General features: G+C 59.3%; 9 protein-coding genes. 8 read left to right on the top strand and 1 reads right to left on the bottom strand.

The window, feature by feature from the left end; all coding sequences use genetic code 11:
* Window positions 1-60: 60 nt before the first annotated feature.
* Entirely contained in the window at window positions 61-1,512 is a 1,452-nt protein-coding gene (locus NKH57_RS23460) for an oligosaccharide flippase family protein (RefSeq protein WP_352947680.1), read from the bottom strand.
* A gap of 344 nt (window positions 1,513-1,856) precedes the next feature.
* On the opposite strand from NKH57_RS23460, the gene NKH57_RS23465 reads away from it, so the two are divergent.
* From NKH57_RS23465 to NKH57_RS23500, 8 genes are all read left to right on the top strand, one after another.
* The gene (locus NKH57_RS23465; protein ID WP_352947683.1) at window positions 1,857-3,305 is read left to right on the top strand and encodes a DUF4214 domain-containing protein; all 1,449 of its coding nucleotides are present in this window, start codon (window positions 1,857-1,859) and stop codon (window positions 3,303-3,305) included.
* 30 nt (window positions 3,306-3,335) lie between these two features.
* A complete protein-coding gene (locus tag NKH57_RS23470) occupies window positions 3,336-4,685 on the top strand; it encodes a glycoside hydrolase family 140 protein (RefSeq protein WP_352947685.1) in 1,350 nt (449 codons plus the stop codon).
* Window positions 4,682-5,980, top strand: coding sequence for a polysaccharide pyruvyl transferase family protein (locus NKH57_RS23475; protein ID WP_352947688.1), 1,299 nt, complete (start codon window positions 4,682-4,684; stop codon window positions 5,978-5,980). The genes NKH57_RS23470 and NKH57_RS23475 overlap by 4 nt, the downstream gene beginning before the upstream one ends.
* Window positions 5,981-6,352: 372 nt before the next feature.
* A complete protein-coding gene (locus NKH57_RS23480) occupies window positions 6,353-7,333 on the top strand; it encodes a glycosyltransferase family 2 protein (protein ID WP_352947690.1) in 981 nt (326 codons plus the stop codon).
* Window positions 7,334-7,373: 40 nt separating this feature from the next.
* On the top strand, window positions 7,374-8,390 hold the full coding sequence (locus NKH57_RS23485; protein WP_352947692.1) for a glycosyltransferase family 8 protein: 1,017 nt from the start codon (window positions 7,374-7,376) through the stop codon (window positions 8,388-8,390).
* 576 nt (window positions 8,391-8,966) lie between these two features.
* Window positions 8,967-12,317, top strand: coding sequence for a GNVR domain-containing protein (locus tag NKH57_RS23490; RefSeq protein WP_352947694.1), 3,351 nt, complete (start codon window positions 8,967-8,969; stop codon window positions 12,315-12,317).
* 451 nt (window positions 12,318-12,768) lie between these two features.
* On the top strand, window positions 12,769-14,661 hold the full coding sequence (locus NKH57_RS23495) for an outer membrane protein assembly factor BamB family protein (RefSeq protein WP_352947696.1): 1,893 nt from the start codon (window positions 12,769-12,771) through the stop codon (window positions 14,659-14,661).
* Window positions 14,662-14,966: 305 nt separating this feature from the next.
* Window positions 14,967-16,028, top strand: a complete 1,062-nt coding sequence (locus NKH57_RS23500) for an NAD-dependent epimerase/dehydratase family protein (RefSeq protein WP_352947698.1) — start codon at window positions 14,967-14,969, stop codon at window positions 16,026-16,028.
* Window positions 16,029-16,030: the final 2 nt, after the last annotated feature.

A 16,030-nucleotide genomic window follows, 5' to 3' on the forward strand; every position in this document is an offset into this window, starting at 1 on the left:
CGTTCTGCGGGCATGAAGCCGAGTTGCAACGCAATCTGAGTATTCGGTCAGCACCGACAATCATGCCGCCGCAACTGCATCCCGGAAGGTTCGGCCGGCATTCACGATTTCGTCGAACAGCGGGTGGCGGGTCATGAAAACTCCAGCCAGCCAGCCGGCCGCTGCAAGGCCCCCGGCGAATATCGCCTGTCCCGGGGATAGGTCGAAGCGGAAGCCGCCAGCAATGACCGTGGCCAACGAGCCGAGCGTCGTCAAAGCGGCAACGATGCTGCTCTTTCGGACGGCAACAGCTATTTCGTCCCACCCCACCGAGAGCCTGCGACGTACGAAACCCAAGGACACAAAGGCTTGGAACGGCACAATGACCATCAGGCTCAAAGCAGCTCCCATGAGTCCGGCAAGCAAGACCGCGGCTGTCATGATGACTGCGGAGACAGGAATGACGATCAGCGATCGCACGAACATGTCCCTGATGGAACCCATCGCCGTCATCACGGGATTGTTCAGTTCGAAGCTAAAGGTGAAGAGCGACGCGAGGGCCATGACTTGCACCAACGGTGCAACTTGTCGCCATTGATGGCCAAGCAGGATGTCCACGGTAGGATAGGACAGTGCGGCGAGGGCCAGCAGTGCTGGCCAGTGCAGTCCAGTGATGATCTCGAGGGCATGCAGATAGGATCGTTTCAGGTCGCCGCCCTGCCTGGCCGAGGCAGCAAAGGCGGGAAGGACGACTGACATGGCTCCGCCAAGGATCAGTTTGTCAGGTGTCTGGCACACGGTCAGCCCGCGGCTGAAGAGCGCCGCCGCATGTGGCGACAGGACGCGGCCCAGCAACAGTAGCGGCAAGGCCTCGTACGCCCTGTACAGGAAAACCATCGCGCCATTGTAGCCGCCGAAAGCTGCTATTCTGCGCCATTGTTTATACGTCGGCCTGAACATCCAGAAATCTGGACGGAGCGAGAGCGCCAACAGGGCAGTGACCGCACTGCTCGCCAGCCAGGCCCAGGCAAAGCTCATATAGCTGAACCCCGCCAGCGCGAGTGCGATGGTCGACAATCCGCCCGTCGCCGCCCCGGCAAAGTTGATCACGGCAACCTTTCCGAAAGCCATTTCACGACGCATCAGGGTGATGATTTGGATGGGAACCAGCTCAATGAAGAGACACACGGATACCAGCCGAAGATAGGGAACAAGTTTTTCTTCATGGAAAGAGGACGCCAGTGCCGGAGCGGCGGTGACCAGAAAGGCGGCAATTGCCGCCGTGAGGGCGAGCATCATGCTGAAAGTCCCGCGGATGTCCTCCCTGCTTAGGACCGGACGCTGGATCATGAAGCTTGAGCTGGCGAATTCCCGCGCCGACAGGGCGATGCCGAGGATTGCCAAACAAATCACGGAAATCCCGATTTCCTCGGGGGTCAGGATGCGGGAAACAGCTGCGATGGTGGCAAAGTTGAAACCGATCACGATGTAGCGATCGCCCGTGCTAAGCAGAAGTGCGCGTTTGACGCTCATGATGATCCTGAATGCCGGCTCGGGGTGAACAAATGCCGACGATGATGTCTGGGTTGGCCTGGCGTTCTCAGGGCAAGAGAACATAAGCAGGAGGTTCGAAGTAGAAGCCAAAAGGAGGTAGGTCCGTCCCGCGTTTGGTTGAGACGCAGGGTCGCCAAGCCTCTCTGTTAGATGGCCTCGAAAGCAGTCGCCCTGTACTGAGAGCACCGTCCTGCGCGGCGGCCGAAAGGCTATGAACCGCGTTCAAAGGAGGTAGCCGGGTAAGGGGCGGTCTCCCAATAGCCAAATTGTTCCGGTTTCCGACGAGGGTAGTGTGGCAGCCTGATGAAAATCGGGACTCTGACATGTTGAAATGCGCATTGATAGGGGCGGCCTGGCTGCTTGCCACGGCCTCGTCGTCCGCTGGCGATATTGTGTGGGGCGCTAACGGCCACCCCATAACAGCCTATCCAGGCATCGCGATCGAGCGCCAGTTCGACTACCTCGAAGATCTGGGGATGAAGTCCTACCGCGTGAACGTCGCCGACGTTTCTTCAGCGGACCGCTTGGCTGAACTCGTGGCGCAGGGCAAGAAGCACGGGATCGAGGTGCTGCCCGTGATCACGCCCGGCAACATCGACCTGGACAAAGACGGAATCGAAGAACTCTACGGCAAGGGGCGCGCGCTTGCGGTCGCATTCGGGTCCCGGTTCAAGGACGATATCCCTGTCTGGGAACTGGGCAACGAGATGGAGAATTACGCCATCATCAAACCTTGTGAAAAGCGCGACGACGGCTCCACCTACCCCTGCGAATGGGGTGCGGCGGGCGGGACCGGAGTACTGGACTACTTCGGGCAGCGCTGGGCCAAGGTCAGCGCCGTGCTGAAGGGACTGTCCGACGGCATGAGCGAAGTCAGCCCCGGCAGCCGCAAGGCCATCGGTACTGCAGGTTGGGGCCACACCGGGGCATTCGAACGAATGAAGCAGGACGGCATCAAGTGGGACATCTCGGTCTGGCACATGTACGGCCAGGATCCGGAGGCTGCCTTCAAGGTGCTCGCCAGCTACGGCAAGCCTATCTGGGTCACTGAATTCAACAATCCTTACGGCAGCCAGCGGAGCGAACGACAGCAGGCCGAAGGATTGATGCAGGCTATGGTGCGGCTGCGCGAGCTGCAGGCCAAGTACAAGGTGGAAGCCGCCCAGATCTATGAGCTTTTGGATGAAACCTATTGGGCGCCCGACTTTGAAGCATCGATGGGGTTGGTTCGTCTTGTCGGCTCCGCGGAACGCGGCTGGAGTCCGGCAGGACCCAAAGCCGCCTACGTTGCGGTCAGGGACCTGATCCGCGGCCCGAGGCCGCAGCCAAGGCCGCAGCGGGATTGCGATCTGGCGGACGGTCAGAAAATCGTGACCGTGACGATGCGCCAAGCGAGTTTTGCCCATTGCCTGATATTGGGGCGCAAGGCGAGCGATGAAGACATCGAAGCATGGTCTGCAGCCCTGGACGACAACTTAGCCGATGTCCCCAAGATGATGATCGAACTCATGCATTCGCGGGAATTCATGAGGAAGTACTCCATCATCGGCTTGAGCGATCGTGCCTATGTCGGCTTCCTATACCGCTTGCTCATGGACAGGGACGGCGACGGGTACGGGCTGGACATTTACTCCAAACAGCTAAGGGAGGGGTCGATGTCGCGGGATACCATTGCCCGCGGCATGATCACCTCCAGCGAATTCACCAACAAGTATTCTGTCCACCTTGGCGCGAACGCGAAGACGGATCCCGGCACCAGTGCGGCAAACTAGCCTACGACGCAGATGGAGGTCTGGACCGCTATGAATATACGCTTCTGTGGTTTCGCCTTTTGCCTGCTGGCCGTGATGACATTCGGCGGCCAGGCTTGCGAAACAGCGGTAGCGACCCAAACCGAGAGGCCGTTCCCTCTGCGCGTACAAGCCGGCAAACGATATCTGCAAGACGCTTCTGGTTGTGCCTTTCTGATGAACGGCGACACCGCCTGGTCGCTGCTCGGCGATTTGACCCGCGAGGAGGCAGATCTCTATCTTCGTGACCGACGCGCTCGCGGATTCAACACGGTGCTGATCAACCTTGTCGAGCATCGTTTTGCCCGCAACGCCCCGGCCAACGCCTATGGGGACCGACCTTTCGTTCGCGATGGCGACTTCAGCACGCCCAACGAAGTCTATTTCAGGCACGTCGACTGGGTCTTACGCAGGGCACGCGATCTCGGTTTGGTCGTGCTGCTTGCCCCTGCCTACCTCGGCTACGGAAGTGGGGACCAGGGCTGGCACAGGGAGATGGCCGCCAGCGGGGAAAAAACGCTCCGGGCTTACGGTCGATTCGTCGGACAGCGCTACGGCAGCCTCGGAAACATCGTTTGGGTGGAGGGTGGCGACTTCAATTTGCCGGACAAGGGCTTGGTCAGGGCTGTCGCCGAGGGAATCCGGGAAACTGACCCGGATGCCCTGCAAACTGCCCACAACGCGCCTGAAACGGCGGCTCTGGACTACTGGCGGAAGGAACCCTGGCTCTCGATAGACAATGTCTACACCTATCAGCCGGTCCACGCGGCGGCCCTGGTCCAGCCCGCTTTAGGCGAAATGCCTTATTTCCTAATGGAGAGTGCCTACGAAAACGAGTTCGGCGCAGACGCGCACCGCGTACGGATGCAGGCCTACCAGGCAATACTTTCCGGGACTACTGGACACCTGTTCGGCAACCACCCTATATGGCACTTCGGCGGACCCGGGCTGTGGCCAGCGGAAACAGCCTGGCAGAAGGCGCTCGACAGCCCAGGGGCGAGGAGCATGCAGGTCCTCCACGATTTCTTTTCGTCGATCACCTGGTGGCAGCTCGAACCTGATACGGGAAACGATTTCCTTACCGCAGGACAAGGCAACTACAATGCCCGGACAATGTCCGCGCGGACGACAGACGGGGCGCTCGCAGTCGTCTATCTCCCCAATGGGAGGGGCATTACCCTTGACCTTGCAAAGCTCGCAGGGCAGCAGGTATCGGCTCGCTGGGTAGATCCCTCCACGGGAAGGAGTGAGGCAGCTCCCGGGTCGCCTTTTTCGGCGGATGTCCGCTATTTCGCGCCGCCAACGGGCGATCACGCCGATTGGATATTGGAACTCCATTCGCACCCGGTACAAAGCCAATGACCGCCAGGATTGACGCCGCAGACAAGTTTGACAGCCTCGCAAGCGCCAAGGCAATCAAGGCGGCATCTCATGATCCAAGCGAGCATCGGACTGGCCTGCGTAGGGGGCCTCAAAAGATAGCGTTGTTCGGGCTCTTCGGCAGCGGCAATCTCGGCAATGATGGTTCGCTCGAGGCCATGGTCGGGTTCTTGAGAAGAGAGAGGCCCGAGGCGGAACTTTTGTGCATCTGCGGCGAGCCCGGCGTCGTCAAACAGACATTCGGGATCGAGACTTTGCCAATTCGCCGGAATGGACCGGCGCGCGGCCTGTCGGGAACGATCAACAGGCTATTCTTGAAGATCCCCGGAAAACTCGCCGATTTCGCGCATACGGTCTGGCACGTCCGCAAGGCTGACGTGATGATCTTCCCTGGCACCGGCATCCTGGACGATTTCGGCGAAAGGCCAGCGGGAATGCCTTACGACATCCTCAAATGGTGCCTTGCGGCCCGGTTGGCTGGGACGCGCATTGCCTTTGTCAGCATCGGTTCAGGACCGATCAGGAACCGAGTGAGCCGCCTTCTGATGATTTCGGCTGCCCGGTTAGGCCATTACCGGTCCTACCGAGACCTCCAATCCAAAGAATTTATGGAGAGTGTCGGCTTCGACACCCGTGCAGACGCGATCTATCCGGACCTCGCCTTCGGCCTGCCGGCGCCGACATCGCCTCTTCGCGGTCGCCCCGAGGCGCTGAGGGTGGGTGTCGGCGTCATGGCCTATCGCGGCTGGTACGGCTTTGCCGAAGGCGGCCAGTCAATTTTTTGCCAGTACGTTGGCAAGCTGGCAAATTTCGTCGTCCGTCTCTTGGACTGCGGGCACGAGGTCCGGCTTCTTACAGGCGACGCCGAAGACCGCATCGCCATCGATGCGCTCCAGGCGGCAGTGAGAAACTTCCGGCCCGAAGCAAAGCTCGCATATGAGCGGGTCAATTCGCTGAGCGACGTCATGGGTCAGATGGCGCTTACCGACATCGTCGTCGCAACGCGCTTTCATAACATCGTTTGTGCATTAAAGATGTGCAGGCCGACCATTTCGCTGAGTTATGCTAGGAAGAACGACGTGCTGATGGAAGAAATGGGCCTGGGCGAGTTCTGCCAGCATGTCGAAAAATTCAATGTCGAAACGTTAGTCGCGCAGTTTTCGCAGCTAACGGCAGCTAGGGAAAAACACGAACAGGCGATCAGTGAGCGGCTAGCCGCATTGCGGGAACAGGTCGGTAGGCAGGAGGCGCGCCTGCTCTTCAGCGCGATCAGTTGAAGCGCAACGCGCGGTGCTTGGGAGACACGGCTTGACAACAACAGCACCCAAAGAGTTCCGTTGCGCGCACGATCACCGCGTTCGGATGCGCGCTCTCGACGACCAATCCGGATAGGGCGACAGCCTCAATTTGCCCGCCATGCGCTGGTTACCTCATGGTGACCCTGGCAAACCGGCATTCATCCGAAAGTTGAGGACCAGGGCAGAGGCTACACCCATCGTCTGAAGGTCAAAAACGACGCCAAGATGCTAGCCTGCTGCCGGTCCGGCTCGTACGAGCGGCAAACCATTTCGATGGAGACGATGCTGAAGAAGCCCAGGAGGACGTAAGCGATCTTGGCAAATCCTCCCCCTCATTGGAGATTCTGATTGATGGCTAGCGTCGACATCGTCATCCCTTGCTTCAATTACGCGCATTTCCTGCCGCAATGCGTTCAAAGCGTTCTCATCCAGGGGATCGAGGATGTTAGGATCGTCATCATCGACAACGCCTCCACCGACAACAGCGTCGAGGTGGCACATCGGCTGGCGGCGAGCGACGACAGGATCGAGGTCATTTGCCATCAGGCAAATCTAGGCTCCCATGCCTCATTCAACGAGGGCGTGGATTTGGCGCGCGCCGATTATTTCATGATCCTCTGTGCCGATGATTTGCTCGTACCAGGTGCCCTTTGCCTTGGGGTGGCGCTGCTCGACCGTTTCCAAGAGGTGTCGTTTGTGCTGGGCAAGCACAGTGCACCGTTGGCGGGGAACGACATTCCTGCCTTCGTTGCGAATGCCGACGGCTGGACCCTGACGGATGGGGACCGGTTGATCGAGATGTGCTGCCGGAAGATGAAATTCAACTTGACTGCCCATGCAATGCTTGTGCGTACATCCGTGCAGAAAGCAGTGGGCCACTATCGGCCGACCGTCCCACTGCTCGATGATCTGGAAATGGCGCTGCGCTTGGCCCGCCGCGGATCCGTTGCGGAGCTATCCGTGCCGCTGGCGATAATACGGGAACACACGACCAATATCTCCCAAGTCATGTGGCAGGACGCACTCCGCAGACTGCAGGAGTATGAAACCGTGTTGGACAGCTTCTTTGCTCACGAAGGTAGCACCATGCCCAACTCACCAAGGCTTTATCGCACGGTCCGTCGCCATTTGGCTGCAGCCGCCTACTGGTCGGCGATATCGCATCTGATGCGGGGCAAGCGCACAGCAGGCATGGACCTTTTCAAGTTCGGCCGAAGGCTCGATCCGGCTTCCATGCTTTTGCCGCCGATCGGTCATCTGTTCAGGACAGACGGTTCCCTCAAACGTGCGAAACGGTTCATTTTAGAGGCCCTCGGGGGTGCACGCCAGTAGCCGTATTTTCGAAGAATTAAACATTGACTGGGGGCTGGGAATGCCGGATCTAATCGACTCTTCACCAATCGCAGCACAACATACATGCCCGAAAACTACCGGAAAGGCCGCAGTAATTCTTGTCACCGACAAGAATTACTTTCTGCCGACGTTTGCAGCAGCATTGTCCGCAGATGCACACACCTGGGGGGATACCTCTATCTATCTGTTCGTCGTCGATGCGGAGGAAGCGTGGTTACAGCAATTTGGCGTGGCTGTTTCCGGAACGAAAATTTCAATCAGAGCGGCTAGCTTCCCGCAGTTGGCCGAACTCTCCCGACTTCATCGCGACGTCGTTCCCCCCATCGCGCTGGCACGGCTATGGATCGGTTCACTGTTGGGGGAGGATATCGAACGTTTTCTGTACATCGACGGCGACACCATGGTGGATGACGAGCTCGAGACCTTATTGGCCATCTCGCCACCCGAGTCCGGTCTGATGGCGGTGTCGGACTTCATGAGAATATACGTAGACGAACTAAGTTTTTCTAAGCGCAGGGATATGGTGTATCTCAGAGATTTGGGATGCAATGCGATCTCTTATTTCAATTCCGGTGTAATATATGCGTCAAAAAACGCATGGAATTCTATCGCGGCGTCGGCAATTGGTTTTCTACGCGAGCACCCCGACTGCTGCATCGCATCCGACCAAAGCGCGCTCAATCACGCGGCTCGGGGAAACGTCAACTTACTACCTCTGCGCTACAACTATCAGAGCGAATATATGATGGCGCTGGACCCGCGCGAGCGAGGAATCAAGCCGACGATCTGGCACTTCGTTGGCGCACCTAAGCCCTGGGACGCACCGGGCTGGCCCTGGGATAACTATTTCAACAGGTTCTACCGCCAAGCAGAAGCATTGCTCGAAAACTGCAATATTACACTTCCGATCCCCCCAAAGGCGCAGATGGTCGCGGGTCTTTCTCATCGGGAGCGCAACAGATTTCGCATGAAGTGGGTGTATCCCTGGCGAAGACTTACACGCAGGCAAAAGATCCTGTCCTTGCTATTACAGTGACACGTGCGGGCCATGCGGAGGTCGGTACGGACGGCGCTACTGTCAGGGAAGCTCTTGCCGACATCGATCTTATCATTGCCGTCGATCCTCTCGAATGGTTCTCTCAGTCCGCAGGGGTCATCCCACGCACAGCCATGGCCGCCTACCGGAGCATGGCGGCGCATGGCACGTGTTGAAGCGTTGCAGACACCCTGGGGGACCGACGTTCCTCTCGCTGCCTTCCCTGCGCACCGCATGACCAAGAGACCTCCGGATTGCGGGCCGTCGGATACCATCCGCCGTGGAGCCGGCGTCGCATGGAGCAGCCCCGTTGCTGATCGGAAACAGTCGAGCAGCCTAACGGATGTATGGCGATACTCCAAAGGATGGTGCGCTCAACCTTGTCGCCGTCCTGTTACTCCCATTGTTCCGCTTGTCGGTCAGGCATTATTTCCTGAAAAGGTAGGCATCGTGCAACCGCCCGGAACCAGGACGAGTGGTCGCCGGCAGGAAGTGACATGCATATGGGTGCGCGGGGGAACCAGCCGTATGAAGGAAATACCGGGCTGCCGCCTGCCCGAGCAGGTCTGAAAACAGATGCAGGTCTCTCCGGTTGGTCTCATCGTCTGCGCAGGAGTTCTGCTGACGGCAATTTACTGCCGGGCGCCGTTAATCATAGGACTGCTCGCATCGCTGGCTTTCGGCTCTACAGCCCTGATGACGCTCAGTTCTCTGGGAGGGTCGTCGCCGCTTATCTACACTTTCTTCGGGTTCCTTTTGTTGGCGGGGGTCGCCGCCAGGAGGCGGATCTGGCAGGACCTCGGCGACGCATTCGGCAAGATCCGGCCCATATGGGTACTCGTTGGCCTCATGTTTTATGCAGTGGCAGGCGCGTGGCTGTTCCCGCGCCTGTTTGCGGGACAGACTAGTGCGTTCGTCCAATCCAAGACGCGCCACGGCGTCGTCATTGAGGCGTCGCTCGAGCCGGTCTCGTCCAATATCTCGCAAACCGGATATTTCATTCTTGGCGGCCTCACCGTCATTGCCCTATGCATCCTGCTCCTGAACAAGGACAGGATGGACGAAGTTCGGCGAGGGTTTTTCATCTGGTGCATCCTCCATGTCGCCATGGGATTGCTCGACTTTGTGGGCAAGCTCGCGGGAGCTGGGGACCTTCTGCTGGTGATCCGAACTGCCAACTACGCGATGCTCACAGAGCAGGTCCAGGCAGGCTTTTTCCGCATTGCCGGAGCCTATTCCGAAGCATCGGCCTTCGGCGGCGTCTCCCTGGCGTGCCTTTCGTTCTGCTACGTCTACTGGCGCAAGACAGGCTCTCGGCTGGCCCGCTGGCTGTCCGCGGTGCTGCTAGTCTTGCTGCTTCTTTGTACGTCGTCGACAGCATATGTCGGCTTGGCCGTATTCAGCGTTCCCGTGGCTTTTTCCCTCGCTCGTTCGTTTCTGGCCGGTCGAATTACCACTGACGAGATCCTGATCGTCGGGCTCCTATCGGCCGGGGTCTGTGCTGTAATGGCAATCATCCTCTACAACGAACGCCTCCTCGACCCGGTCATTGAGCTCATTGACTCGACCATTATAAACAAGGGCAGCACAGACTCCGGCCATGAGCGGGCTTACTGGAATATCAAGAGCCTCCAGTCCTTTGCCGACACCAGCGGCCTGGGCATCGGATTCGGCAGCTCGCGCGCTTCCAGCTGGCCGATTGCTGTGGTCTCGCAACTCGGCTTGGCAGGCAGCCTGATGATGGCGGCGCTTCTGGTCGTCTTAATCCGCGGACTTGGCGAGCTCAGGTCGTATGTCGACCGCGAAACGGATGCCGTGGTGTCGTCCGTACGTGCATGCGCCTTGGCCGCAATCGTTGCCGCTTCCATTTCGAGTGGGACCGCGGACCCAGGCATCGTGTTCTTCATCGCTCTTGCCGTCATCGCCGCAACCAGGGTCCGCGCCCGCAGGAACAGGCATGCCCTGGCCAGGCAATTGCCTGGACAGCAGGAATCATCGATCGACGATCCGGCTGTCTTGCGACCAGCGACCAATCCAATCGACCAGGAATTCATCAGCCTGTCCGACATTACAGGTTTCCTGAAGTTGTATGCTCGTTCAATCATGGGTTGCCTAGCGGTGGGCATCCTCGCCGCAGGAATCTACGTTATTACCACTGAGCGCATGTACAGGGCGAGCACCCAAATTCTCATCGAGCCGAACCTCTCCAAACTCCTCCAGCAGCAGTCCGGCAAAGTGAACCTGTCCCTGGATACGGCGCAGATCGAAAGCCGGATCGCCCTGATGAGGTCCGAAAAGAACGCCCTGATGGTCATAGACGAACTCAACCTGCGGCACGACGCGACCTTCAATCGGCCGCAAAATCCTACCTTGGCTGAACGCTTCGACAGGTTCAGCGCGTTCACGCTGAAAGCGCTCGGCTTCCAAACAACCGAGAATGCCTACGCTTCCGAATCGACTGGCGAGGGGGTGCCGCCCCTGGACGGTGCTGACAGCACAACACCCGAGAGCGCAGAATTCAAGCGCAGCCGCCGTACCATGCTGACTTTTCAGAACGGGCTCGACATTCGTCGGCTCGGTGGCTCGTACGCGATCGAAATCTCGTTCAGCTCCCATGATCCCGAATTGTCGGCAAAGATAGCCAACGCCACCGCGAACGCCCTCGTGCTCGAACAGCTGGTGACCAAGGGAGCGGAGGCTCACGAGGATGGCGCATGGCTCGACAAACGTCTGGGCGCGCTGCGGAGCCAAATGAACAATGCCACGCAGATCGCACAGGCATTCCGCGCCCGGCACGACTACAACGTCGCCAGACCAAGCGGCAAAGGTAAGACGAAATGGGACGCAGGCGAGGACACCCAAGAGCCTACGCTCGAGGAACTCGACCTCACTGCCGACATCTACCGCAAGATGTACCGCAATTTTTTGCAGGCGCACGCCAGTTCTCTGAACCAGCAGTCTTATCCGATTGCAGACGTCCGGGTCATCACACCTGCTGCGCTGCCGCTGTCAGCCGGCCATCCGCGGCCCGAGCTGGTGTTGGCTTTTGGCGCTCTGTTCGGCATCATGGTTGGAGTGGGCCTGGCCTTCGTCCGCAACCTGTTGGACAGGAGCATTCGTTCCTCGCAACAAATCCGCGAGGGGCTCGGTCTGGAATGCCTGGGCGAGTTGCCGCCATTGGGCCGCAAAGGAGGCCGAACGGATGAAGTGACAAGCTCGCCGTATTCGCCCTTCAGCCATAGCCTCAGGCGCGTCAAGACCGCGATCAGCCTTGCAGGAGCCGGCCATTCCATGAAATGGCTCGGCATTACGTCAACAGTGGAAGGGGAGGAAATTTGCTCGACGGCAACCAACCTCGCTTCGCTCTATTCGATCTCTGGCCAGCGCGTGCTGATCCTCGACGCGGACGCCCCCAACCCGGAGCTGACGAAGCTGCTGGTGGCGGGATCGCCTGCCGCTGGCGAGCACGCAGCTGGCCCCGCCGCGCCAAGAATAGTGCCCGTGCCGAACCGGAAGTTCGACATGCTTCTATGCTCGTCGTCTGACGCCTATGAACTGCTCGTCCAGGAGAAGGTGCGCAGCGCCTTCAAAGGATTGGAAGCGTACGATACTGTCATCGTAGTGCTTCCGTCATTCACTTCTGGACCTGCCAAGTTGACGGTCAGCCCGGTTCTGGATGGCGTCATCTTGGTCGTCAAATGGGGCAGAACCTCCATGGACGCGCTCAAACAACTCGTGCGGTCGATGCAAGCGAGTAAGGCGCCGATAGCCGGCGTATTGATCACCGGGGCCCCTGTTCAGTCACGAAAGTATCTCGCTGCCTACGGACTGCCCTCGGCCAGCCGGCTTTTCCTCCGCAAGTTGCGACTCTTGGCTACGCGGATCGGCAATGCTGCTAGCCGTCCGTTCTTGGGGCTTAGGATTTAACCTCACGAGCGGTGGGTTACTCCTTTTGTCCCTCTTGCGGGCAAGCCCCGCTTGCTGGGAAAATTCCTTTGACAAGCGTCAGGCGTCCGACTACCCGGATCGGGGCGACTACACACGAATGTTCCCGGTGGTCCCTCTCGCGGGTTGGCTGGAAAAAGTGCCGATATTGCCTCGCTCGTGTGAAATGCGCTCCAAGCAGGCCAAGTGCCGAAATAGCCAAATGCCACATTCCATTCATCGAAAAAGACGTAGGTTACGAACTATTTATGTTGCCATAATTTCTGTTGTCGCCGCTGTGATGTCGGGAGCTCTGTTTTATAATAATATGCCTCAGCCGTTGGACGAGGCGAAGAGTACAAAAATCTGGCACTCTTTCACGTGGCGAATACAACTCTATACGCGCAAGGCGCTTGGGGGAGTTCCCGACTTATCCTGGCCGGAACTGCTCCAGATGACGAACCCGTCGAGCGGGTTCGTCTTGACTCCGACGGTGACGGAGGGGCGATCCCTAGATGCCGCAGTCATTAATCCTCATGTCGGCGCGGAGGACCGCGCCAGCGGCGCCGAAATATTTCGCAGGCGCTGCGCGGCCTGCCACGACGGATCCGGCGCGCGCGCTCCCCTGCTTGACCGGTCACTCACACATGGCGACAGCGACCTGGCCATTTACAAGGTCTTGCGCGATGGCATCGCGGGCACGCCCATGGCTTCCAACGCCGACCTGTCCTTCGGCGATCGTTGGAGGGTTGTAGGCTATATCAGGTCGCTGCAGACGGAGGATTCCGCCAGGAACGTAGACCGCGCGGCTCACCTCGATCTCCGCGTGAGCGACGGCGACCTGCTGGCGGCGAATGCAGACCAATGGTTGACCTATTCTGGTTCCTTGGACGGTCGGCGCTATTCGGCGCTTGCTGAAATCACAAAGGAGAACGTGTCCCGACTGCAGGTCCGCTGGATTCATCAGTTCGACACTTCCGACCGAATTCTTGAGGCAACGCCTCTCGTCGTCGCCGGAACGTTGTTCACCACCGAGCCCCCAGCCAACATCATTGCCTTCGACACTCGGTCGGGTAACGTGATCTGGAAGTACCAAAGACCTGTCCCCGACAACCTACCGATGTGCTGCGGGCGGGTGAACAGGGGGCTTGCTGTTCTGGGCAATACTCTCTTTTTGGGCACCTTGGACGGGATTTTGGTCGCCGTCGACGCCAACACAGGAAAGGTCGTTTGGGAAACCGAGGTTGCCAAACCTTCCGAGGGCTTCACGATGACCGGAGCGCCACTGGTCGTTAACAAGGCTGTCGTGGTTGGAGTTGCCGGCGGCGAATTTGGCGCTCGTGGATTCCTGGCCGCCTACGATGTGACAAGCGGCCAACAGCTGTGGAAGTTCTATACGATACCTGGCCCTGGCGAACTGGGGCACGACACATGGGAGGGCGAAGGCTGGCAATCCGGCGGCGGCCCAACATGGATCACCGGCAGCTACGACCCCTCGCTCGATCTTCTTTACTGGGGAGTGGGCAATCCAGCTCCTGACTATGCCGGCGAGACACGCCTCGGCGACAATCTCTTCACTAACAGCGTGATCGCGTTGCACGCGAAATCAGGCAAGCTGGCATGGCATTTTCAGTTTACGCCGCATGACGAACATGACTGGGATTCCAACCAAACGCCGATCCTTGCCGAACTCAAGGTCCATGGCGTCGATCGCCAGGTGATTTGCTGGGCAAACAGGAACGGCTTCTACTATGTGCTCGACAGGGTCACAGGGGAATTCCTGACTGGAGTGGCCTTCGTGGAGCAAAATTGGGCCGACGGTCTCGATTCCGCAGGACGGCCGATCATGTCTCGCGGCGTTTCGGCTTCGGGACGCCTGACTAAGCCAGGTGGCGGGGGAACGAATTGGCAAAATCCGGCCTTCGATGCGAGCCAGGGGCTGGTCTTCGTGCCGACGACCGAGGGGGCATCCATTTTCTCAAAGACCAGTGGCAAGGAAGTCGCGCAGGGGCAGGGAGGGCTGTACGTTGGGAGCGGGGCCGCGTGGGTCACCCCACCCGTCGCGGCGGTGCGAGCGCTCGATGCAGCGACTGGTAAAAGGATGTGGGAATTCCGCTCGCCCTCGGCAAAGGACACAGGCTACAGCGGCTTGCTCGCGACTGCCGGCGGCTTGGTGTTCGGCGCCTCCGGAGAAGTCCTGTTCGCGCTCGACTCCGCCACCGGACGGGAGCTCTGGCGCGCACGGCTTGGCGGGGAAACGAAAGCGGCTCCGATCTCGTTTATGGTGGACGGTCGGCAGGTCATTGCGATCGCAGCCGGGCGGGCACTGTTTGTCTTGGGACTGTGAGACCGCCGGAGGCCATGTCTGGGGTGACGAGAACCAGCCGACAGATTTGCCGGGACTCCAAATCCGATCTGCCAACATCGTGGAGCTCCAGGTCCGCCGCCTGGTCGCCGATCGAGGAAAACCAAAGTTCGGGCGACGCGTGACAGTGAGGCAAAGCCCTCGAAAGGACTAAGAGCGTACCACTCGAAAGAGGTAGTGGGCGCCAAGGCTTCGTCCAACGGGGCATCCTGGCCGCCTAATGGCGTTCTCCCGCACTGCTTTCTGCACAAGTAGCCTCTACGATCATATCTGCGGAGAGGTGCGCGATGAAAGTCATGGTAACCGGCCATCAAGGCTATATCGGCTCCGTAATGGTGCCTATGCTGCTCCGCGCCGGGCATTCGGTGACGGGTTACGACAGCGATCTCTACCGCCGCTGCACCTTTGCCTCGGGCGGAGCGCAGGCTTCCGTTCCATCGATCCAAAAGGACGTCAGGGATGTGCATGCGCGCGACCTGGAAGGCTTCGACGCCGTCATCCACCTGGCGGCTCTTTCCAACGACCCGTTGTCCGATCTCGATCCGCAAATCACCTATGAAATCAACCACAAGGGCAGTGTTCGCTTCGCGAACGCCGCGAAGAAGGCCGGCGTGTCACGGTTCCTTCTCGCGTCATCGTGCAGCAACTACGGGCAGGCGGGAGAGGAAATGGTTGACGAAACGGGCGAGCTGAACCCGGTCACGCCCTACGGCTGGTCCAAGGTGCTCTCGGAACGGGATATTTCCGAATTGGCCGACAGCAGCTTCTCTCCCACCTATCTCAGGCCCGCCACAGCCTACGGCGTGTCGCCCCGGCTCCGCTTCGACATTGTGCTCAACAATCTGGTCGCCTGGGCCGTCACCAAAGGCGTGATCCTGCTGAAATCCGACGGAACACCGTGGCGGCCGATCGTCCATATCGAAGACATTTCCAGGGCGTTCATCGCCGGACTGGAAGCGCCGCGCGAGATCATCCACAACGAGGCCTTCAACGTGGGACGTACGGACCACAACTACAAGATCCGCGAGATTGCCGAGATTGTCGCCGAAGTCGTACCGGGCTGCCGGCTTGAATTCGCGTCGGATGCTGGACCCGACAAACGGTCCTATCGCGTCAACTTCGACAAGATCGCGCGCGCCCTTCCGGCCTTCAAGCCGCAATGGGATGCGCGCACGGGCGCCGAGCAGCTTTACCGGGCCTACAGCGCGTCGAATGTCACACTCGAGGAATTCGAGGGGCCACGCTTCCAGCGCATCGGCCATATCAGGTATCTTCTGGCCAACCGGCTTTTGGACGAGCGGATGCGCGTTACTGAACCTTCGCGAAAGCTGGAGGGAGTGGCAGGTTAACG

The sequence above is a fragment of the Mesorhizobium sp. M1050 genome, assembly GCF_040318715.1.
GTDB lineage: Bacteria > Pseudomonadota > Alphaproteobacteria > Rhizobiales > Rhizobiaceae > Mesorhizobium.